Genomic DNA, 22037 nt, shown 5'->3' on the forward strand with positions numbered 1-22037 from the left:
CGTATGGCGCCCGGCTCTGAACTGTGCGTGATCGTGCGCGCCGCGGGGGGATCCGGACCTGAGGAAAAGGATGCCTCCACGCGCGCAGCAGCGCTCCGGCTGCATCCGTTAACCGGGGCTTCACCGCTGTCCTGTCACCATTGGGGAGAGGCAGACTTGCGGCACTGAAGGCCTGGGGCCCGACGGATCTGGCGCCAGACAGAGCGGGCGCATGACAGACTGGCGTCAGCCCGCTTTGACTTGCCCTGAGACCCGGCTCGCGCTACCTGTTCCAAAGCTGGCATGATGAGGAAAAGATGAAGTCCGTTTTCGATATCCTGATGCTTCTCCTCGGTGTGGCGCAATTTGTGGTGCTCGCCCATGTCATTCTCAGCTGGCTGATCAATTTTCAGGTACTGAATATCCGCCAGCCGCTGGTGGCCCAGATCTGGTACAGCCTGAACCGCCTGCTCGAGCCGGTTTACAACCGCGTCCGCAGCATTCTGCCATCGATGCAGGGCATTGATTTCGCGCCGCTGGTGGTCCTGCTGGTGATCATCGGGCTTCGGATGATCCTTCTCAACAACCAATACGCCTTCATGTGATGCGCGACAGCGCCCCCCTCTCTCCCGCCGCTCTGCTGGCGGAGATATTCGGATTCCAGGGCTTCCGCCCCGGTCAGGCCGAGATTGTAGAGGCGGTGACGGCCGGGCTGAACACGCTGGCGATCATGCCGACGGGTGGCGGGAAATCGCTGTGTTTCCAGCTGCCCGCTCTGTGCCGCGACGGCGTGACCGTGGTGATCTCGCCGCTGATCGCCCTGATGCGTGACCAGGTCCGGGGTTTGCGCGAGGCGGGGGTCGAGGCTGGCGCGCTGACCTCTGGCAATACCGACGAGGAAACCGAAGAGGTCTTTCAGGCGCTGGATGAGGGGCGGCTGAAGCTTCTCTATATGGCGCCGGAACGGCTGGCGGCGGGGGCGACCTCCGCGCTGCTCCGCCGGATCAATGTGACGCTGATCGCGGTCGATGAGGCGCATTGCGTCAGCCAGTGGGGCCATGATTTCCGCCCTGATTATCTGCGTATCGGGGAGCTGAGGCGTGCGCTGAATGTGCCGCTGGCCGCCTTCACCGCCACGGCAGATGAGGAAACCCGGGCCGAAATCGTGCAGCGCCTGTTCGATGGCGCGCAGCCCGAGACGTTTCTGCGCGGCTTTGACCGCCCGAATATCCATCTGTCCTTTGCCGCCAAAGACGGCCCGCGCGAACAGATCCTGCGTTATGCGGCCGCACGGCGCGGTCAGTCCGGCATTGTCTATTGCGGCACCCGCGCCAAGACCGAGACGCTTGCCCAGGCGCTTCGCGAGGCCGGTCATGCCGCGCTGCATTACCATGGCGGCATGGAGGCGGGTGACCGCCGCCATGTCGAGACCCGGTTCCAGCGCGATGACGGGCTGATCGTGGTGGCGACGGTGGCCTTCGGGATGGGGATCGACAAGCCCGATATCCGCTGGGTCGCCCATGCCGATCTGCCGAAATCCATCGAATCCTATTATCAGGAGATCGGTCGCGCCGGGCGCGATGGCGCGCCCGCCGAGGCGCTGACGCTTTATGGCGCCGATGATATCCGCTACCGCCGCACCCAGATCGACGAGGGCGCAGCGCCGCCCGAGCGCAAGGCCGCCGATCATGGCCGGCTGAATGCGCTTTTGGGTCTGGCCGAGGCGCTGGCCTGCCGCCGTCAGGTCCTGCTGGCCTATTTCGGCGAGGAAAGCGGGCCTTGCGGCAATTGTGATCTCTGCACCACGCCGCCGGCGGTGTTTGATGGAACAGAACCTGTCCGTAAGGCGCTTTCCGCCGTGCTCAGGACCGGCGAAAGCTATGGTGCGGGCCATCTGATCGACATTCTCACCGGCACATCGACGGAAAAGGTCCGCGCGCGCGGGCATCAGGATCTGCCGACCTTCGGTGTCGGGCGCGAGCTGTCGAAACCGGCCTGGAATTCGGTCTTCCTCCAGATGATGGGGCGCGATCTGCTAAGGCCGGATTTTGAACGCCACGGCGCGTTGAGAATGACCGATTCCGCCCGCCCGGTGCTGCGCGGAGATGTCGAAATCCAGCTCCGCCGCCCCGATATCCGCGCGCCTAAATCGGTGGTCAAGGCGCTGGTGGCCGAAGAAGACGCGCCGATCCTTTCGGCGCTGAAGGCCAAACGCCGGGCGCTGGCCGAGGCGGCAGGCGTGCCGGCCTATGTGATTTTCGCCGACCGCACCCTGATCGAGATGGCCGAGAAACGGCCCGAGACGCTGGATCAGATGGCGCAGATTTCCGGGGTTGGTGCGAAAAAACTGGAAAGCTACGGGCTGGCTTTCCTGCAGGTGATCGCGTCGGGGATGCAGGCGCCGCATCCGGCGCGGATGGCGCTGGCGGGGCAGGCGGCGGGCGCGGTCTATGACCTTCTGGCCGAGGCGCAGCTGCGGCTCGCGCGGGGCGAGGACGGGATCGGCAAACATCTTTCCTGCAATGCCACAACCTTGCGCCAGATTGCCGAACGCCGCCCGTCAAGCCTGACCGAACTGGAGCGGGTTCAGGGCATGGGACAGCAAAAGGCCGAGCGTTTCGGCCCGGCCTTTCTTGATATCCTGCATCGGGCTGCCGGCCAGCGCTGAGGCCTCACGACCGGTGCTGCGGCTCAGCCGGTCACCCGCCTGTCGCCGCCAAGCTGGCCGATCGCCACCTGCGCCATACCCTGGTTCATGACCGCCGCATCGGCGAGCATAAAGACCGCGCCGGCGCCGTTCCTGACCTGGATCAGCAGCCGCCGTTTTGCGGTCGAGAGGCTGAAGAAGCTGACCGGACCCCCCTCTGCCGTCAGCCGCGCATCTTGCAGCTGCTTCAGCATCACGCGGCAGAAATCGGCAAGCTGTGCCAGGGTTTCCGCATCGCCTGCAAGCAGGGTATGTCCTGCGCCATCTTCATGCAGCAGGCCCGCCTGCAAGATCCCGGGCCGGGCGGGCGGGGCTGTTTTGGCAACTGGTGCAACCGGTTCGGGGTCTGGCTGAACCTCAACCCGGGCCCCGACCTCCGTATCGGACCCGGCATCGGCAAGGATCGTTTCGTCAGCTTTCGTCACTTCCACGACAAATGGCGGGTCTTCCTCAGTTTCCGCCACGAACCTGGCCTCAAAACCGGGGGCGGTCCGGGTTTCCACCGGCTTCTCGCGTGGCTCGCGGTCATAGACGGTGCGGGCGGGTTGGCCGGCGAAGCCGCGCAGCAGCGCCGCAAGGGGCGCGCCGCCGGTTGCCTGCCATTCTGCTTCGGACCCGGCAGATGCCGCGATTTTGCGGCGGTCGCCAAAGAGAAAGAACCGATGCCCGAAAAGGGCAGCGGTCTCGCGCTCCATCCGCTCCATCAGCCGGCCACGATCCTTATCCGTGCGCAGCTTGTCGCCACGCGACACGATCAGGATGGAACGGTCGGGCCGGGTCTCGCCCAGGGTTTCGACAATTGCCTTTTCCGTCAGCCGCCAGGCCTGCGAGCCGATGGTGACCCAGATCATCACATCGGCCGATTGCACGAGGTCGATCTGATCCCCGGTCAGCTCTTCGGCCCTGGTCATCGGCAATTCGATCAGCTCGATTCCGGACAGATGCGGCTGATCGAGCCAGAGACGGATGAAGTCGGCCCCATGAAACAACTCTGGCGTGCCGGGGAGGGCGGCGCGGATCTCGCGGCCATCGCGCCCGGAGGCCTCGATCCCGGGGATCTCGCGCCACCCGGCGACCAGCACCGGACGCGCGCTTTGCCCGATATTGTCCGGCAGCATCTGGTCGCGCATCAGCGCATTCATCACGGTGGATTTTCCGGCGCTGACTTCACCGCAGATCACCACGCGCAAGGGCGAGCCACTGCCTGCGGCCGCGCGTTTTTCCTGCAAAAGGGCGGTCAGATCTGTCATTTTCATGCGGCAGCCCCAAGCTCCGGACGCTTCAGCCCGGTTTCCAGCGCGGCAAGCGCGGTCAGGCGGTGCTCCAGCGCCTCTATTTTGCTTTGCAGGCGCTGCAAGACGGCCTTCCGGCCTTCGGGGGTCAGCGCAATACGTTCCATATCTGTCTTGTCCTGTTGCAGCCGGATCGCGTTTTCCGACAGGATCGCGTCGAACATCCTGAGCATCACACGGATCCGCGATATGCCCGCACTGGCGCGCTCCAGCTGCGCCTCATTATAGGCCGCGAGAATTTTCTCGACCGAAGGCCGCAGCTCTTCGGTGGTCAGCATACGCAAAGCGCCCAGCGATTTGTCGACATTCAGCGAAGGTTTGCGCCAGAAGGCCCAGCTGCGGTCAAGGATCATGCCGACGCGCAGGTTACGTTTCGCGAAGGTCAGGGTCGAGGTGAAACTGTAGCAGGGCAGACCTTCCAGCGTTATCTCGGCGGTCGGATTCCCGGAGGTCCGGTCCTGGAATTTCGAACCAATTGCCTGGCGGCAGGCCTGGACACAGCTTTGCAGCGCGGCATCCGTGCCACTGCGCGAGCCGATATAGCATTGGCGCACTTCGGCCTCGAGCGCGGATTGAAGCGGCAGCAGGTCGAAATCCAGCGTTGTACTGGCATCGCCTTGCCGATCATCACCGAAAAGCCGGTCCTCGAACGCAGCTTTCTGGCGATCGACATAATCGCCGATCGCATCCATGAGGCGCGCTTCAAGCCCGGTCCAGGATTTCGACACCACCTGTTCGATCTGCGCATCCGCAGCGTCGACGAGGCCCTCTAGCCGGTTGCGCAGATCTCGGATGCCCGAGATTTCGCAACCCACATCACGGGCCGCAGCTCTGGCGATATCGCTGCGCAGGCTTTCCATCTGCACCCGCAAAGCGTCGCGTTCGCGGTTATCTATGAACCGGGCCGCATTCAGCTCGGCCCGGATATCACCGCGCAACTGGTTGAGCTGTTGGCTGCCCACACCGCTGTCCAGCGTGGCCGAGAGTGTGTCTTTCAGCCGGTTCAGCCCCGAGGCGAACATCAGCCGGTCTTTGCGGTCACGCGGCAGGCGGCCACAGGTTTCGCGGATATATTGCGCAAGCTCGTCGCTGTCGGCGGCCTCGCGGAGGTGATCGGCCTCTTCGTCGTCGCGCAGCACCAGATCGGCAAGCCAGGCCGATCCCGCAACGATACGAAAGTCGATCTCCGGGATCGCGGCGCGCAGCCGGCATTCGACATCGGCGATGACGCGCGGCACCTGGATGCTGTAATCATCGAGCTCGTCGATGCGATTTATGAAGATCACCACATCCTTGTCGTCCTGGCGCGCAAGGATCCGGATCAGCGCTACGTCAATATCGGTCAGCGGCTGATGCGCCGAAAGCACCATGATGAAGACATCGGATTTGTCGAGGCTGCGGCAGGTCAGCTCGTCACGCAGAAGGAATGGGTCATTCACCCCGGGGGTGTCCGTGATGATGGCCGGCACGTCGAATTCCGGCAAGCGTATGTAAATAATGGCGCTTTTTGTCAGCGCGGCATAGCGGCCAAGCGCTTCTCGGTCGAGCCCGTCATCGCTTCCCGGGCCCGCGCAGACATAGCGCTTCAGCAGATCTGCCGAAAGGTAGTCATGGTCATGTCTGCTGCCAAGCAACGCATGGTAATGGCGCCCGAGCCGGCGCTGCGCGCGTTCGCGCATCTCTTCGCTCTGGCGCCGCAGCAGGTCGCTGTCAAAGCCCGGCAACAGGTCTTCGGTCAGCTGGCGGATGGCAGAGCCGCTGTCGATGATGTCCTGCCAGTCGGCTTCGTCGAAGAATTCGAAACGCGCGCCCGAGGCCGGGTCCGAGGCGATATTGACGCGGATATTGGTGACCACCGATGTCCAGGGATTGATATCAGAGGGCAGGAAATCATGCTGATGCAAAAGGGCGTTGAGGAAGGTGGATTTCCCGGCCTTGACCTGACCGATCACCGCGATGCGGGCGGTCCAGTCTTCAAGCCGGTTGCGCAAGGGGGCAAAATTCGGCCTGGTTTTCGGATCGACCAGGTGGTCGGCCCTGTCGAGCCCGTCGCGCAAAAAGGCGAGCTCCTGCCGCAGTTGCGGAGCGATTTTCACGACGGCCTCCTTCCGGCCGGGATTCCGGCCACGCTGACAGGAAAAACGGCCAGCACCGGGCAAATATCTCGCCAGCGCTGACAGTCCGCTGCCCCGGCCGCGCGCCGGGACAAAGGGGGGGTACTGGCCCTTTCGGGCCGTTCTGGCCGCACTACTCGTTACCCCTGTCCGATTGCTTCGCGTCACAGCCGGACAGATATGCTTAATGGTGGCTGGGTTATGGCCGTCTGAGGGCCAAGTCTGGGCTTTGAACATCCCCCGGAGCGGCCCGGTCTTCTGGCGTTACGTGACGCCAGAAGACAGAAGACGCAGGAAGACCGGGCCTGCATCAGACCTTCAGCTTGCCTTCGACTTTTTTCACCGAGATGCGGGCGAGGCCCAGGTTCGCACTGCTGCGGTCCAGCGCAACGTAAACGAAGACGCTAGGGTTCGAGGCCAGCGGGCGGATCAGGTGCAGCTGGGTGCCAAGCGTGATCAGGATGTCTTCGATATGATCATCGAGGCCCAGTGCGGCCATCGCAGCGTTCTTTGCGCGCACCACTTCGGTGTTTGCGGCGCCAGCGGCTTCGAGGTCGAATTTGATGCCGCTCGACTCGCTTGCCAGCATCAGGCCGGTTTCGCTGTCAACGAGACAGGCGCCGATAAAGCCGGCGATTTTCTTCAGCTCAGAGATATTGGTCGACATTTTGAATGATATCCTTTTTTTGCACGATGGATCATTTTTGAATTCAACATTTGTTTGAATATTGACCTGATTGGATCCATTTTGAGAAAGTGCGGTAATGATTTTGGCGCAATTATGTCTATTTTTGAATTTTGGATTTTTGGAATTAATAAATATGTATATGAATCATGTAATTAGTTATTTTGTACCTTCTCGGGTTGATGAATTATGAGGTCTTTTGCCTCTGGTTGTTTTCGTGTCATTTGATAACAATTGCCGACTCTGTGGTTGTAAATATCGGAGAATTTATCGGCTTAATTCAATTGATGGTTGTGGGATTTCGGGCTGGCTCTGCAACAACGGTGGCCGGCATTTTTTTCGAAGTGAAGGGGTGGTCATCGCCTGATTGTATCGCTTCGATATGTAAATCAACCGTGCCGTGATTTAATCAATTAAGAGCTGATATGCGCTCCGGCTTGGTAAGCAGAAGGACGCGTTGAGCCAGACGGGCAGCGGATCCGGGAGCGGCCAGGGTCCGGAAAAGCGCGGCCCATTCAAGAGGGCAGCCTGGCTGCGGCGCCCGGACGCACGGGCGGGTCACGCCCTGGCGCGGTACTCGGCCGGAATCAGCCCCCGCAGCGCATTGCCGACCCAAAGCCGCACGACTCCCAGGTCTTCGGGTCGCAGGATCTCTTCGGGGCAGGCCAGCTCGCTGCGCAGGACACCCGGCAGCAGGCCAGAGCTCAGCGGTGGTGTGCGCAGCCCGGCGCCACGGTCGAAAAATACCGTGGTGATCGTGCCCTCGCTGACCTCGCCGCGCTCGTTCAGAAACAGCGCCTCGTCGATCCCGGCGGGCAATGCCGCCCGGGCCGCATCATGGATCGCGCGGCGCGAGGATTTCACCGAAAGCCAGGGGTCATCCGAAGCCAGCCGCAGGTCAGCGACGCTGACGCTCCAATACGGTTTCGCAGCGGGGAGGGGATGGGTTTCCCAGAGCAGCCGCCCGGCTGCATCCAGGGTCAGCCGCAGGCGGGCGGCGGTTGCCGGGCCCGCAGGCGCCGCAGGTTCCGGCCGCGCCCAGCCAAGCGCCAGCGCGCTGCGCTGCAGCCGCGCCAGATGCAGCGGCCAGCGCGGCGCGGTGGCCCCGGTCCAGAGCACCGTCTCGATCAGCGTCAGTCCCGGCTCACCGCCGCATTGACGAAGCGCGCTTTCCATAGCGCCTCCTCCCATTCGCCGGCCTCAGTCGAGCCATGCACCACGCCGCCGCCGACATTCATCCTGATTTCACTGTCATCCACGGTCAGCGTGCGGATCGCGACCGAGAAATCTGCGCTTCCATCGGGGGCCATCCAGCCAATCGCGCCACAATAGGCATCGCGCGCGAAGGGCTCGACCTCGCGGATGACCTCCATCGCGCGGATCTTCGGCGCGCCGGTGACCGACCCGCAGGGGAACAAGGCGCGGATCAGGTCAGGCAGGCTGGCAGGCTGCGCAAGCTGGCCCTGCACCTCGGACACCATCTGATGCACGGTCGCGTAATGTTCGACGGTGTAAAGTTCGGGCACTTTCACGCTGCCGATCTGCGAGATCCGGCTGATATCATTCCTCAGCAGGTCGACGATCATCAGATTCTCGGCCCGGTCCTTGGGGCTGGAGCGCAGCTCCTGTGCAAGGTCCGCGTCGCGGGCGGGGTCGGCGTCGCGGGGGCGGGTGCCTTTCATCGGGCGGGTGGTGATCCGGCCATCGGCATTAAGGCGGAAGAACAGTTCGGGGCTGCGCGAGACCAGCGCCGGCTCGCCCGCCAGATCGACAAAGGCGCCATGCCCGACCGGGCCAGAGCGCCGCAAACGGCCGTAAAGCCCCTCGGGCGTGCCCGAAAGCAGGCGCGAGACCAACGGAAAGGTCAGATTGGCCTGGTAGATATCGCCGGCCGCGATCAGCTCCAGCACCCGGGCAATCGCACGGTTGTAGTCTTCGCGCGAGATCACCGGCTCGGGCGCGGAAATACGGGTCGCCCCGGCTTCCTCCGCCATCCTCGCCAGAATCGGTGCGGGGTCACAGGGGCCGGCAAAGGACGCGAGATGCACCAGCGGCAGGCGGCGATCCCCGGGCATCAGTGGCAGGAGCCGATCCTCGAACGCATATCCCGCCTCATACGAGATATAGCCCGCAATCCAGGCCCCGGCCCGGCGCGCCTCTTCGGCCTCGCGCAAAACCGCCTCAACTTCATCGGGGTTGCGCGCGATTTTCACCGACAACGCATCATCAAACAGCGCCGGGCGCTCGCCCGGGCCGTGTTCGAAAAAAATCTGACGTCTGCTGCTTTGCATAATGGGCTCAGGAATAGGGGCTGGCGGAGGACTGCGCCAGCCGGAATAACGGGTGGGATCCTTTGCGGCGGGCGGAGGAGACCGGCGGGGTGAGCGCGCGTGCTCTGGCGCGGGTGTCGGTTTGCCCTTGCGCCCATGCCGCGCCCCTCTATAACCCCGGAAAATTTAGCGACAGCCAGCCCAAAAACCTGAGGTTCCCGACATGCCGAAGCGGACAGATATCCACTCGATCATGATTATCGGCGCTGGTCCTATCGTGATCGGCCAGGCCTGCGAATTCGACTATTCCGGTGCCCAGGCCTGCAAAGCGCTGCGCGAAGAGGGCTATCGGGTCATCCTTGTGAACTCGAACCCGGCGACGATCATGACCGATCCGGGTCTGGCGGATGCCACCTATATCGAGCCGATCACCCCCGAAGTCGTGGCGAAGATCATCGAGAAAGAGCGCCCCGATGCGATTCTGCCGACCATGGGCGGCCAGACCGGTCTGAACACCGCGCTGGCGCTGGCGGATCTGGGGGTGCTGGACAAGTTCAATGTAGAACTGATCGGCGCGAAACGCGAAGCCATTGAAATGGCAGAAGACCGCAAGCTGTTCCGCGAGGCGATGGACCGGCTGGGGATCGAGAACCCGAAGGCAACCATCGTCGCCGCGCCGAAGCTTCCCAATGGCAAATACGACATCGCGGCTGGTGTGGCGAAAGCCATGGGCGATCTGGAACATATCGGCCTGCCGGCGATCATCCGCCCCGCTTTCACGCTTGGTGGCACCGGCGGCGGCGTCGCCTATAACCGCGATGATTACGAGGCGATTGTGAAATCGGGCCTTGAGGCCTCGCCGATGGCGCAGGTTCTGGTCGATGAATCGCTGCTCGGCTGGAAGGAATACGAGATGGAGGTCGTCCGCGACAAAGCGGATAACGCCATCATCGTCTGCTCCATCGAAAATATCGACCCGATGGGTGTCCATACCGGCGATTCGATCACCGTGGCGCCCGCGCTGACGCTGACCGACAAAGAATACCAGATCATGCGCAACGGCTCGATTGCCGTCCTGCGCGAGATCGGGGTCGAGACCGGCGGGTCGAACGTGCAATGGGCGATCAACCCGGTTGATGGCCGTATGGTCGTGATCGAGATGAACCCGCGTGTGTCGCGGTCCTCGGCGCTGGCCTCGAAAGCGACCGGCTTCCCGATTGCGAAAATCGCCGCGAAACTGGCGGTGGGCTATACGCTTGACGAGCTGGATAACGACATCACCAAGGTGACGCCCGCATCCTTCGAGCCGACCATCGACTATGTGGTCACCAAGATCCCGCGTTTCGCGTTCGAGAAATTTCCGGGTTCCGAGCCGCTGCTGACCACCGCGATGAAATCGGTCGGCGAGGTGATGGCGATTGGCCGCACCATCCACGAATCGCTGCAAAAGGCGCTGGCTTCGCTGGAAACCGGCCTGACCGGGTTCGACGAGATCGAGATTGCCGGCGCACCGGATCGCGCCGCGATTTCCAAGGCGCTGAGCGTCGCCACCCCCGACCGCCTGCGCGTGATCGCCCAGGCGATGCGCGAGGGGCTGACCAATGACGAGATCCAGGCGATCACGTCTTTCGATCCCTGGTTCCTTGCGCGGATCCGCGAAATCATTGATCAGGAGCATGAAATCCGCACCCATGGGCTGCCGTCGACGGCCGAAGGGCTGCGCGCGCTCAAGATCATGGGCTTTACCGATGCGCGTCTGGCGCGGCTGACGGGCCAGGCAGAATCCTCGGTGCGTCGCGCGCGTCGCGGTCTCGGCGTTACCGCCGTTTTCAAGCGGATCGACACCTGTGCGGCGGAATTCGAGGCGCAGACGCCTTACATGTATTCCACCTATGAGATGCCCGCGATGGGCGATGTGGAATGTGAATCGCGGCCTTCGGCGGCGAAAAAGGTGGTTATCCTCGGTGGCGGTCCGAACCGGATCGGCCAGGGGATCGAGTTCGATTATTGCTGCTGCCATGCCTGTTTCGCGCTGACCGAGGCCGGCTATGAGACCATCATGGTCAACTGCAACCCGGAAACGGTATCTACGGATTACGACACCTCGGACCGGCTCTATTTCGAGCCGCTGACACTGGAACATGTGCTGGAGATTCTGCGGGTCGAGCAGGAGAATGGCACCCTGCACGGCGTGATCGTGCAATTCGGCGGCCAGACGCCCTTGAAACTGGCGAATGCGCTGGAAGAAGAGGGCATCCCGATCCTCGGCACCACGCCGGATGCGATTGACCTTGCCGAAGACCGTGAACGCTTCCAGGCATTGCTGAATGATCTCGGGCTGAAACAGCCGGTCAATGGCATCGCCCACAGCCGCGACGAGGCTTTCGACATCGCGGCCCGCGTTGGTTATCCGCTGGTGATCCGCCCGTCTTACGTGCTTGGTGGCCGCGCGATGGAGATCGTGCGCGACGATGCGCAGCTGGAGCGTTACATCGCGACCGCCGTGCAGGTCTCAGGCACCTCGCCCGTGCTGCTGGACAGCTATCTCTCGGGCGCGGTCGAGGTCGATGTTGATGCGCTCTCGGATGGCGAATCGGTCCATGTCGCCGGAATCATGGAACATATCGAAGAGGCTGGCGTCCATTCGGGCGATTCTGCCTGCTGCCTGCCGCCCCACCAGCTCTCCGCCGAGACCGTGGCCGAGCTGAAGAAACAAACCGTGCAGATGGCGCTGGCATTGCAGGTTGTCGGCCTGATGAACGTGCAGTTCGCCATCAAGGATGATGTGATCTACGTGCTTGAGGTCAACCCGCGCGCCTCGCGGACGGTGCCTTTCGTGGCCAAGGCCACCGATTCGGCGATTGCCTCGATCGCGGCGCGGCTGATGGCAGGCGAGAAGCTCTCGGCCTTCCCCGAGCGCGCACCTTACGCGGCGGATGTCGGCCCGGACAGCTCGCTGCCGCTGGCGGATGCGATGACGCTGGCCGACCCGATCACGCCCTGGTATTCGGTGAAAGAGGCAGTGCTGCCCTTCGCCCGCTTCCCCGGTGTTGACCCGCTCCTCGGGCCGGAAATGCGCTCGACCGGCGAGGTCATGGGCTGGGACCGGACCTTTGCCCTCGCCTTCCTCAAGGCGCAGATGGGCGCGGGAATGGTGTTGCCCGAGACGGGGCGCGTGTTCCTTTCGGTCAAGGATGCCGACAAGTCTGAGGCGCTGGCCTCGGCGGCGCGCGACCTGATCTCGATGGGCTTTTCCATCGTCGCCACGCGCGGCACGGCCTCCTGGCTGAAAGCTGAGGGGATCGAGGCGGAATCGGTCAGCAAGGTCTATGAAGGCCGCCCGAATATCGTCGACCGGCTGAAAAACGAAGACATCGCGCTGGTGATGAACACGACCGAGGGCACCCAGTCCATCGCCGACAGCCGCGACATCCGCCGCGTGGCGCTGATGGACCGCATCCCGTATTTCACCACGGCTGCGGCCTCGGTGGCCGCTGTCGCCGCGATGAAGGCGCGTGGCGAGGGCTACGGGGTCAGAACGCTTCAGGGCTGAGCCCGCCCGACTTTCACTCATCCGACAAAAGCCGCCCTCCGGGGCGGCTTTTTCGTCATGATTTCCAACAATCATGTGACCTGGCGGTTTCCCCCCATGTTTTTCTGACGATTCCGGCGGGGCTTCGCCACTCTTTCGGGGCGCATGGACCCATTCCGCATCCGGCCCGTTATCCCCGCGTCCACTGAACGTGAGGCTAACGAACCAAAGGAGTGAACCATGAAACGGATCCCCCCCTTCGCCGCCCCGCCGGTTATCGCGCTTGCCGCTTCGCTGATGCTCGGCACGGCGGCCCTGGCGCAGGATGCCACAACTGATCCGGCGCAGACGATGCCGGAAGCCGGAACCGTCGATGAGACCGGCGCCCCCGCAGATCCCATGATCGAAGGGCAACCCGAGGCCACCCCGGCAGCGCCTGACCCGGCGACCGCCGATGTGCCCCCTTTGCCCGATGCGACCGCAGCCCCCGCCGAACTGCCTGCAACTAACACTTTCACCGTGCCCGAAGGCTATAGCGTGGTCAGCGACTGGACGACCGTGACCGCCGATCAGCTTATGGGCGCCACGCTTTATGCGGCGGATGGCTCGAATATGGGGTCGGTTGCCGACCTTGTCCTCAGCACCGAAGGACCGGTTCAGGGCGTCGTCGCCGATGTCGGCGGCTTCCTTGGTATCGGCACCCATCGCGTCAATCTGGGTCATGACCAGGTCACCCTCTACCGCAACGAGAGCGGCACGGTGATCGCGGCGACCACGCTTGGCGCCGAGGCGCTGAAAGCGCTCCCCGCCTGGGAGCCTGCCCAGTAAGCGCCCCCACAACCCGATCACCTGTCGGGCGGGCTCAGGGCCTGACGGGTGTATGATCAGGATCATTTCTACGCCCAGGATCCTGGTCGGGACGGCCCGCACTCAGCTGCGGGCCGTTCTGTCTTGACTTTTGAGTGTGATAAGCTCATTTCTCTGCGGTCCGTCAGCCCGTGCCGCGTGAGCACTGAAAGGCCCGGACGACAGGTTCCCACCATCACGCAGGGGCGCCGATGGCGCGCACGGCATCCGGAATTCTCCGGGGGCGAGGGCCGCTGTCTTCCTTGACGTATGGAATGAACATGACGACTTTTGCAGATCTCGGCCTTTCGCCGAAACTCCTCGCCGCGCTGGAAAAAACCCAGCTGAAGGCGCCGACCCCCATTCAGGCCCAGGCCATCCCGCATATCATGGCTGGAAAGGATCTGATGGGCCTTGCCCAGACCGGTACCGGCAAGACCGCCGCTTTCGGCCTGCCGCTTCTGCACCGCATCCTTGACCTTGGTCATCCGCCGGGGCCTAAGAACATTCGCGCCCTGATCCTTGTGCCGACGCGGGAGCTGGCGACGCAGATCAAGGACAATATCACCATGTTCACCCAGGGAACTGCGGTGAAGGTGGTGATCGTGGTCGGCGGTGCGTCGATCAACAAACAGGCCCAGGCACTGGTGCGCGGCGCCGATGTGCTGGTCGCGACGCCTGGCCGGCTGATCGATCTGCTTGGGCGTGGTGATGTCAGCCTTGAAAAATGCGGCTATCTCGTCCTGGACGAGGCCGATCATATGCTTGACATGGGCTTTATCCATTCGCTGCGCCAGATCGCGAAACATATTCCGGTGCGGCGCCAGACGATGATGTTCTCGGCGACGATGCCTAAGGATATCAATGAGATCGCCGAAACCTATCTGCGTGACCCGGTCAAGGTACAGGTCGCACCGCCGGGCAAACCGGCCGAAAAGGTCACCCAGGGGGTGCATTTTATTCCCAATGGCGACAAGGCGAAGCTGCTTGAGGAATATCTGAAAAAGCACCCGGGCGAACAGGCGCTTGTCTTTTCGCGAACCAAGCACGGCGCCGATAAACTGGCCAAGGTGCTGGGCGGCTGGGGCTTCAGAGTGGGCGCGATTCATGGCAATCGCAGCCAGAACCAGCGCGACCGCATCCTGACCGAGTTCAAATCCGGCGCGGTCGATGTGCTGGTCGCAACCGATGTCGCGGCGCGCGGCATCGATATTCCGACCGTACGGCACGTCTATAACTACGATCTGCCGAATGTTGCTGATAACTATGTGCACCGGATCGGGCGGACGGCGCGGGCCGGGGCCAGCGGCTCTTCGATCAGCTTCTGCTCGCCTGCCGAGATGGGCGAGCTGGCCGATATCGAAAAGCTTCTGAAAAAGTCGCTGCCGATCCTGGGGGGCGCTGCCTGGGGCGCCGATGCCATCGCAGCCGCGCCGAAGCCGGGGCAGAATCGCGGGCAGAATCAGGCACGTGGCCAGAACCGCGGCGGGCAGAAAGCAGGGTCGAAACCGCTGCCGCCGAAAGCGTCGCGTCCGGGTGCCGGCAAGCCGCAGGGCGGACGGCCCGGTGCGGCGAAACCGTCCGCAGCACGTCCGCAGGGCGGGGCACAGGCCCCATCGCGCCGGCCCAAACCGCGCGGATAATCGCGCGGGCCCGGCCCGGGGCGCGCGCGCAAGTCAGGGCATGAGGCGGTTCAGCCCGCCTCATCCTCAAGGTTCAGCTTCATCTGCAACAGCACATGCTGGATCGCGATGGTCTCCCGCAGGAGCCGTTTCGATTCGTTGATGCTGATTTTCCCGTCGGCAATCGCCAGGTTGTATTCGCTCATCAACATTGCGAAGCGCTGCGCGAGGGCCACAACATCCTGGTTGATGCCCGAGGTTTCCGGCTCTTTGCGGTCACTGTCATAGGCGAGCGTAATGCCGCGCAGATCGGCCAGCGCCGAGGTGACATGCGGGAAACGCGCGGCGGCTTCAAGCTGGGCCACCACATCGACCGGCATGAAACGGTCCTCATGCTCGTCACTGTCGGAATAATAGCGCCCCAATGTGGCTTTGGATTTTCCGGTCAGCGCGCAGGCGGCCTCGATGCCCACATCCTTGACCAGGGTTTCAGTGTGTTTTTTCAGATATCTCGCCACAGACATGACCAACCTCATTCAGATCCGGGATGCGGCGCAGGGCGGTCTGGCGCGGCGATCCGGGGGCAGCAGCGCTAAATAATTCAATCTTTTCCTGTTAATCTCACTGCAAGCCTTTGTCACCGATAAAGGAGAAACCGGAGAGCGTGGGTCTTTGCGAGCGTCCGGAACGCCGCAGAGCTTCGACATTCTGCCGGTGCGGGTGGGGGCTGTCTGAGTTTTCCGGCTTCAGGCAGATGCGGGTGGCAGCCCGCAGGCCGGACGGGAGGTAACGCGTGAAGCAGGCCCTCGCCTGCGGGTAATTGGTGGCTGAATGGCCCTCCAGCTTCGCGCAGGCGCGGCCCCATATCCGAGGGCGGCCGATGGCAGGATCAGTGCGGGAGGCACATTCGGTGGCAACAGGTCCACCAGACCGCAAAGCGGGCGCAGTAACAGAGCAATCTTTCAGGCCCGGCGCGCTGCTGGCCCGGATCCGCCGGCGGGCTTGACAGGGCCCGGGCCAAAGGGGCAGGGCATGAGCATGGCCAAGCTCTATTTTCACTATTCGACGATGAATGCGGGCAAATCGACCCTGCTGTTGCAGGCGGCCTATAACTATCAGGAAGGCGGCATGTCGCCCTATCTGATCACCGCGCAGATGGATGGCCGGGCGGGCGTGGGCCGTATCGCAAGCCGCATCGGCATCGGGATGGATGCGGATGTTTTCGGACCGGAAGATGATCTCTTCGCGATGATCACGGCGCGGCAGGCGCGCGGCCAGGTCGATTGCGTCTTTATCGACGAGGCGCAGTTCCTGTCGCGGGCGCAGGTCTGGCGGCTCGCCCAGGCGGTGGATGATCTGGGCGTGCCGGTGATGTGCTATGGGCTCCGGGTCGATTTCCGGGGCGATCTTTTTCCCGGCTCGGCGGCATTGCTGGCCTGGGCAGATGAAATGCGCGAGGTGCGCACGATCTGCCATTGCGGCCGCAAGGCGACGATGGTGGTGCGCAAGGGGGCCCATGGCGAGGTGCTGATCGATGGTGACCAGGTGGTGATCGGCGGCAATGAGACCTATCAGAGCCTCTGCCGCCGCCACTGGCGCGAGGCGGTCAACGACCGCTGAGCGAAAAAATTCCTGAGAAGGAATTTTTCACCGAATTCCTCTGAAGGAATTCGATCACCGCTCCTGATCCCGCGCGCGCAGGGCGATGATCGTGCCGGCGAGAATGATCAGCACAATGCCGATCCAGGCGAGGGCTCCGAGGCGCTCGCCCCAGATCGCCCATCCCCAGAGCGCGGAAGTCGGCAGGACCATATATTCCACCACACTGACCCGGCCCGCATCTGCCAGAAGATAGGCTCTGGTGCAAAGCCCGACCCCGATCGCGGAAAAACTGGCATGGAGCAGCATCCAGGACAGGTATTCACCATCCGGCCAGACCGCGCCGCGCAACAGAAAACCATCGCTGCCTTCGGGTACTGCTTGCGGCCAGATCGCCAGCACTGTCAGCCCCGCCAGCCCAAGAAGGCCCAGGCTCACGAAGAACCCTGCCAGCAGCGTGCTGGCACTTTCTTCGGCGCACCAGCGCCGTGTGGCGATATTGGCCATGGCATAAACCGCGCCTGCCAGGGCCGGCACAAGGCCGATGAGCCCCGCCCCGGCCAGCGCGCGGGGGCCAAGCACCAGCACGACGCCCAGAAACCCCATAGCCACCGCCACCAGCCGCACCGGTCCGATCCGCTCGCCATAAACCAGGCGCGAAATCAGCAATACAAAGATCGGCGCGGTGAAAAGCCCCGCTGCCGCCACCGCAACCGGCATGAAGGCCAGAGCACCGAAGTAAATCATGATCGCAATGCCTTGCAGCAAAGCCCGCGCCGCCACTGCCTTTACATTGCGCGGTCGAAGCCGCAGGCCCAGAAAGGGCGCCACCAGCCCCATCATCAGCAAAGCAAGGCAGCTGCGCGTCGCATGGAACTGCCAGAGCCCGGTGGTCCCGGCCACCGCCTGCACATAATTATCGCTGAAGCCGACCATCGCGGCATAAATCAGGGTCAGCCCAACCGCCATCAGCGTGCGGTCGGGTGCCATCACAGAGACAGTCATCGGCTTCCTCATCCCATTCCCTTTCCTGTGAAGCCCGGCTGCGCAACCTCTGCGCGTCTGAATGCGACATTCACCGCCTGCCTGGTGCCTCCGGGGGCATCCGATACCTGCCCATTCCGATGCAGGGCGTTGTGGCGCAGGCGCGGGGCGGCTAAGGTCAGGAGATGAAAAGACGAACGGGCAGTTCTTTGGCACCAGGGTCAGGCACCGCGCTGAGCAAATTCCAGCGACTGGAATCGCTCGGCCTGTGGCGCGATACCGAAGATGGTCAGCGCCGCGAGGTAGTGGTGCTGATGGGGGAGGCGACGCTGGTGCTCAGCGATCCGCGCTCGGGAACGCCGCTCAGCCATTGGTCTCTGCCGGCCGTCAGGCGGGTCAATCCGGGCCAGCAGCCGCCGCTGTTCTCGCCCGGGGAAGACAGCCCGGAATCGGTCGAGATCGACGATGAGACCATGCTCGCCGCGCTGAAAATGGTGAATTCGGCGGTTCGCGCAGATTCGCCGCATCCCGGGCGGCTGCGTTTCGCGCTGATCGGCGGTGCGGTGATCGGGCTTCTCGGCCTTGTGACGCTGGTTCTGCCACGCATCCTTGTGTCCCACACGGTCGCCGTGGTGCCGCCGTCGAAACAGGTCGAGATCGGCATGCGGGCCCTCGATGATGTGATCCGCCTGACGGGGGCGCCCTGTGCGGGAGAGCTGGGGCTGCCCGCGCTTGCCGAACTGTCGGACCGTGTTTTCGGGGCCGAGAATACGCCGATCCTCTATGTCCTGCCCGAGGGTCTGGCGCGCCCGGCGCATCTGCCAGGCGGCGTAATCCTGCTCCCGGGGTCGCTGATTGAAGAGGATGCGCCTGACGCGCTTGCCGGGGCGGCGCTGGCCGAGGGGATCAAGGCCGGGATCGCCGATCCGATGCGCGGCATTCTGGATCATGCCGGGCTGAAAGCTACCTTTGACCTGCTGGTTTCGGGCGAGCTGCCGGTCACCGCACTGGAAGGCTTTGGCGAGGCGTTCATCCGCGATGAGCATGAGCTGCCGGCGCTGTCGCGCCTCCAGTCCGCCTTCGAGACCGCCCAGGTGCCGCTGACGCCCTATGCCAGCTGGCTGGCGGCCAATGGCGTGATCCCGGCGGAAAAGGCAGCTGAACTGATCGCCGCCGACCCGTTCCAGGGCCGGATCTCAAGCCCGCTGATGCCCGATGATGACTGGATCGCGCTGCAATCGGTCTGCAGCGGCTGAGGCCGCATCAGTATAGGCCCGCCGGCACCGCCCAGGCGGGCCGGCAGGTCCGATCCGGCCTTACTGCACGATCACCGCATCGCCAAAACCCGCGCCCCGCACCTGTGACAGCGCGGCGCGGGCCTCGCCTGTACTGGCGAAGGGGCCGGCATAGACCACCTGGAGTGCCCCGCCCCGGATCGTCGAGCGCGACACGGGCAGGCCCAGGCCTTTGAGCCGCCCCGCCGTGCCCTCGGCATTGGCGGTGACGCCGAATGTCCCCACCTGAACAAAGATCCGACCGCCGGCCGCAGGTGCAGCCGCCGGTTTTGCAACGGTCACCGTAGATTTCGATGAGTTCGAGATGGATGGGGCAGCCAGCAATGCCACGCTTTGCGCACCATCGGCCGCGGTGGTCACGATCGCGGGCTCCATCCGCGTGCTGCCATCGCTGCGGCGCACCTTCACCATGGTCTCGCGACCGGCGCCGTCATGCAGCTCTGCGGGGGTTGATCTGGTCCAGACCGTCTCCTGATCTGCGATGCCTTTCGCGGTCTGCTGGCCGCGCCGCGGGTTCAGCCGATCATCCTCCCAGGCAGGTTTATAGCCCGGCGGCGGGGTCGGAACAGCGCTTGCAGTCGCCGCCTGGCGGGTGGTCACGGTGATGGTCTGTCCGGTCGCCACCGCCGTGGCGGTGCCTGCCCAGCTGTCGGTGCCGCCGGTGACAAGGCGGGGAAAGCTCGCGCCGTCAAGCGAGCCATCGCCTCTGGTACAAAGCGTCCTGGTGCCGCCGCCCTCGACGCGGAATTTCTGCGCAACCGGGGCCGAGCCGGGGCAGGCGAGCCGATGGCCTTCAGCCCCGGTCCCGGTGACGATGCGCGGTGCGGCGGCGGGGGCTTTGGCGGCGGCAAAGCTGGTCGCAGCCGTTCTACCGGCAGGCGCAGAAGCCACAGCGGCCGGTTTCTTGCCGGCAGCCTCAAAGGCGCTCTGCATCGGTGCCGGTAGCGGCAATGGTGCACCCGGATTACGGGGCGGGGAGAAGGTCGTGCCGGCAGATTTCCCTGCCGGCACGGCTGCGGGCGCTGCCGCTGCGGGTGCCGCTTCGGCGGTCTCTGTCGGCCTCCCCGAGGGGGCATAGCCGCAAAGCTGTTTGCGGTCGCGCGCGACGCGCGGCACCCAGGTCGCGCGCCCGCTATTGCCTGCCCGCAGAAAGACGCAACCGCGGCTGTCGACATATTGTTGGCCTTTATACCCTGCCGGCGGCAGTTCCGCCGGGCCGCGCAGATCGGCAAATGCTGGTGCAGCGAAACAAACCGCCGCCAGAAAGGCGACGGGCAGGATCTTGGCAGACATCAGGGTACTCCCAGGGCAGCGGAAGGGACAGCTGAGCCGATTTTTAAGGGTTTCTGCGGGTGAGTAAAGCCATAGCCCACCAGACCGGCGACCGATTGCGACGCAGATCAGCCCCTTTCTGCGCGCCCTTGTTTACCCCGGCAGGGTCATTTCGTGCCGAACATCCGGTCCCCGGCATCGCCAAGCCCGGGCACGATATAGCCGTGATCGTCAAGTTGCCGGTCAACCGCCGCCGTGACGATGGGCACATCGGGATGCGCCTCTTTCATCTTGGCAATCCCCTCGGGCGAGGCCAGCAGGCACAGGAAGCGGATATTCTTCGCGCCCGACTGTTTCAGCAGATCCACCGCCGCCGCCGAGGAATTGCCGGTCGCCAGCATCGGATCGACGACGATAGAGATGCGCTCTTCCATATGTTCGGGCAATTTGCAGTAATATTGCACCGGCTGCAGCGTCTCAGGGTCGCGATACATGCCGATAAAACCGACACGCGCGGCGGGAATCAGCTCGAGGATACCGTCAAGCAGCCCGTTCCCGGCGCGCAGAATCGAGATCAGGGCAAGCTTCTTGCCTTCGATCGCCGGGGCATCCATCGTCTCGATCGGCGTCTCGATGCGGCGGGTCGTCATCGGCAGGCCACGCGTCACCTCATAGGCCAGCAACAGGCTGATCTCGCGCAGCAATTTGCGGAAACTCGCAGTCGAGGTGTCCTTGTCGCGCATGATGGTAAGCTTGTGCTGAACCAGCGGATGGGTGACGACCGTCAGGTGGTTCGGGGTCAGAATATCCGACATGGCTCAGGCCTCCAACTTTTTGGCTAATCTCTTCTTCGTATCCGCATCACAGAAAGCGGCGTCAAGCGCCTGGAGGCCAAGTTTGCGGAACTGCCCCTCATCCCAGTCGAAAGCGCGGTGCAATTCTTCATATTCGCGCGCCATGCTGCTGTGAAAAAACGGCGGGTCATCGGTCGAGATCGTCACTTTTACGCCGCGCCGGTCCAGCTCGCTGATGGGATGATGGCGCATTTCCGGGTAAAGCCCGAACGCGATATTCGAGAGCGGGCAGACCTCCAATACGGTGCCCTGTTCCGCCAGTTCATCCACCAGCGCGAGATCTTCGATGGCGCGCACGCCATGCCCGATCCGCGCAGGTCTCAGCGCGCGCAGCGTATCGCGGATCGCCTCCGGGCCGCGCCATTCGCCGGCATGGACGCTCAGGCACAGCCCGGCCTCACGCGCGCAGTCAAAGCCCCAGGCGAAATCACCGGGGGCGAGCACGCTCTCATCACCCCCCATGCCAAAGCCGGTGAGGAAGTCCCCTGCCACCTCTGCCGCCGCCAGCGCCGCGCGTTTCGCACGCTCCGGCCCGAAATGCCGGATCGCGGTGGCGATGCCACGGAACGTGACGCCAAACCCGGCTTCGGCGGCGGCGGCTGCCTCGCGGATTGCCGCGATGTAATCAGCGAATGCCGCCGCATCGCCACCGCCACAAAGATCGGGCGAGATGAAAATCTCACTATAGATCACCCCCGAAGCGGCGCTCTGCTCCGCCACGGCAAGCATCAGCCGGTGGTAATCCCCGGGCTGGCGCAACACCGAAGCCGCCGCCTCACAGACCTTCAGGAAATGCGGAAAATCGCGCCAGGCATAGCCACCATCCGCGCCAAAAATCCCGGAAATATCCTCGCGCTTTTCCGCGGCCAGCCCCCGGATGAAAGAGGCCGGCGCCGCGCCTTCCAGATGCAGATGCAACTCCACCTTAGGCAGCTCTGCAAATTCGCTCATATTCATCTGTCCTTAAATATCCCGGGGGTTCCGGG

The 22037-nt window shown here is 63.7% G+C and carries 17 protein-coding genes; 7 read left to right on the plus strand and 10 right to left on the minus strand.

Annotated elements, in window-relative coordinates; all coding sequences use genetic code 11:
- Nucleotides 1-296 precede the first annotated feature (296 nt).
- Nucleotides 297-584 carry a YggT family protein gene (locus BLW25_RS01035; RefSeq protein WP_092895560.1) on the plus strand — a complete coding sequence of 96 codons (288 nt, stop codon included), beginning with the start codon at nucleotides 297-299 and terminating at the stop codon, nucleotides 582-584.
- Nucleotides 584-2647 (plus strand): DNA helicase RecQ, encoded by a 2064-nt coding sequence (recQ, locus tag BLW25_RS01040; protein WP_092895562.1) that lies wholly within the window; start codon nucleotides 584-586, stop codon nucleotides 2645-2647. The genes BLW25_RS01035 and recQ overlap by 1 nt, the downstream gene beginning before the upstream one ends.
- Before the next feature lie 23 nt (nucleotides 2648-2670).
- On the opposite strand, the gene BLW25_RS01045 is transcribed toward recQ, so the two are convergent.
- From BLW25_RS01045 to BLW25_RS01065, 5 genes are all read right to left on the minus strand, one after another.
- Nucleotides 2671-3942: a P-loop NTPase family protein gene (locus tag BLW25_RS01045; RefSeq protein ID WP_092895564.1), complete on the minus strand. Its 1272-nt coding sequence runs from the start codon at nucleotides 3940-3942 to the stop codon at nucleotides 2671-2673.
- On the minus strand, nucleotides 3939-6074 hold the full coding sequence (locus BLW25_RS01050; protein ID WP_171909446.1) for a dynamin family protein: 2136 nt from the start codon (nucleotides 6072-6074) through the stop codon (nucleotides 3939-3941). The genes BLW25_RS01045 and BLW25_RS01050 overlap by 4 nt, the downstream gene beginning before the upstream one ends.
- A gap of 328 nt (nucleotides 6075-6402) precedes the next feature.
- A complete protein-coding gene (locus BLW25_RS01055) occupies nucleotides 6403-6759 on the minus strand; it encodes a hypothetical protein (protein WP_092895568.1) in 357 nt (118 codons plus the stop codon).
- A 576-nt stretch (nucleotides 6760-7335) separates the two neighbouring features.
- Nucleotides 7336-7953, minus strand: coding sequence for an aminotransferase class IV (locus BLW25_RS01060; RefSeq protein ID WP_092895570.1), 618 nt, complete (start codon nucleotides 7951-7953; stop codon nucleotides 7336-7338).
- Complete coding sequence (locus BLW25_RS01065; protein ID WP_092895572.1) at nucleotides 7911-9068, minus strand: aminodeoxychorismate synthase component I; 1158 nt, start codon at nucleotides 9066-9068, stop codon at nucleotides 7911-7913. Before BLW25_RS01065 ends, BLW25_RS01060 begins: the two co-directional genes overlap by 43 nt.
- Nucleotides 9069-9270: 202 nt before the next feature.
- Between BLW25_RS01065 and carB the strand changes: the two genes are divergently transcribed.
- The 3 genes from carB (at nucleotide 9271) to BLW25_RS01080 (ending at nucleotide 15068) form a co-directional block, all read left to right on the plus strand.
- Nucleotides 9271-12600 carry a carbamoyl-phosphate synthase large subunit gene (gene carB / locus BLW25_RS01070; RefSeq protein WP_092895574.1) on the plus strand — a complete coding sequence of 1110 codons (3330 nt, stop codon included), beginning with the start codon at nucleotides 9271-9273 and terminating at the stop codon, nucleotides 12598-12600.
- 219 nt (nucleotides 12601-12819) lie between these two features.
- A complete protein-coding gene (locus BLW25_RS01075) occupies nucleotides 12820-13407 on the plus strand; it encodes a PRC-barrel domain-containing protein (RefSeq protein WP_092895576.1) in 588 nt (195 codons plus the stop codon).
- Nucleotides 13408-13706: 299 nt separating this feature from the next.
- A complete protein-coding gene (locus BLW25_RS01080; RefSeq protein ID WP_092901250.1) occupies nucleotides 13707-15068 on the plus strand; it encodes a DEAD/DEAH box helicase in 1362 nt (453 codons plus the stop codon).
- Nucleotides 15069-15118: 50 nt separating this feature from the next.
- Here the strand turns inward: BLW25_RS01080 and BLW25_RS01085 are convergent, their stop codons facing one another.
- The gene (locus BLW25_RS01085; protein WP_092895578.1) at nucleotides 15119-15571 is read right to left on the minus strand and encodes a hypothetical protein; all 453 of its coding nucleotides are present in this window, start codon (nucleotides 15569-15571) and stop codon (nucleotides 15119-15121) included.
- A gap of 514 nt (nucleotides 15572-16085) precedes the next feature.
- Here BLW25_RS01085 and BLW25_RS01090 point away from each other — a divergent pair.
- Complete coding sequence (locus tag BLW25_RS01090) at nucleotides 16086-16667, plus strand: thymidine kinase (RefSeq protein ID WP_092901254.1); 582 nt, start codon at nucleotides 16086-16088, stop codon at nucleotides 16665-16667.
- A gap of 54 nt (nucleotides 16668-16721) precedes the next feature.
- On the opposite strand, the gene BLW25_RS01095 is transcribed toward BLW25_RS01090, so the two are convergent.
- Nucleotides 16722-17651, minus strand: coding sequence for a DMT family transporter (locus BLW25_RS01095; protein WP_253188148.1), 930 nt, complete (start codon nucleotides 17649-17651; stop codon nucleotides 16722-16724).
- A gap of 164 nt (nucleotides 17652-17815) precedes the next feature.
- Here BLW25_RS01095 and BLW25_RS01100 point away from each other — a divergent pair, with 164 nt between their 5' ends.
- Nucleotides 17816-18886: a hypothetical protein gene (locus BLW25_RS01100; protein WP_143040410.1), complete on the plus strand. Its 1071-nt coding sequence runs from the start codon at nucleotides 17816-17818 to the stop codon at nucleotides 18884-18886.
- A gap of 60 nt (nucleotides 18887-18946) precedes the next feature.
- Here the strand turns inward: BLW25_RS01100 and BLW25_RS01105 are convergent, their stop codons facing one another.
- The 3 genes from BLW25_RS01105 to BLW25_RS01115 all read right to left on the minus strand — a co-directional run bounded on the left by BLW25_RS01105 (nucleotide 18947) and on the right by BLW25_RS01115 (nucleotide 22002).
- Entirely contained in the window at nucleotides 18947-20218 is a 1272-nt protein-coding gene (locus BLW25_RS01105) for an SPOR domain-containing protein (protein WP_092895582.1), read from the minus strand.
- Between the two features lie 146 nt (nucleotides 20219-20364).
- Nucleotides 20365-21000 carry a uracil phosphoribosyltransferase gene (upp, locus tag BLW25_RS01110; RefSeq protein WP_171909593.1) on the minus strand — a complete coding sequence of 212 codons (636 nt, stop codon included), beginning with the start codon at nucleotides 20998-21000 and terminating at the stop codon, nucleotides 20365-20367.
- 15 nt (nucleotides 21001-21015) lie between these two features.
- Nucleotides 21016-22002, minus strand: coding sequence for an adenosine deaminase (locus BLW25_RS01115; protein ID WP_092901260.1), 987 nt, complete (start codon nucleotides 22000-22002; stop codon nucleotides 21016-21018).
- Nucleotides 22003-22037: the final 35 nt, after the last annotated feature.

Origin of the sequence: Rhodobacter sp. 24-YEA-8 (assembly GCF_900105075.1) — a bacterium.
Lineage (GTDB): Bacteria > Pseudomonadota > Alphaproteobacteria > Rhodobacterales > Rhodobacteraceae > Pseudogemmobacter.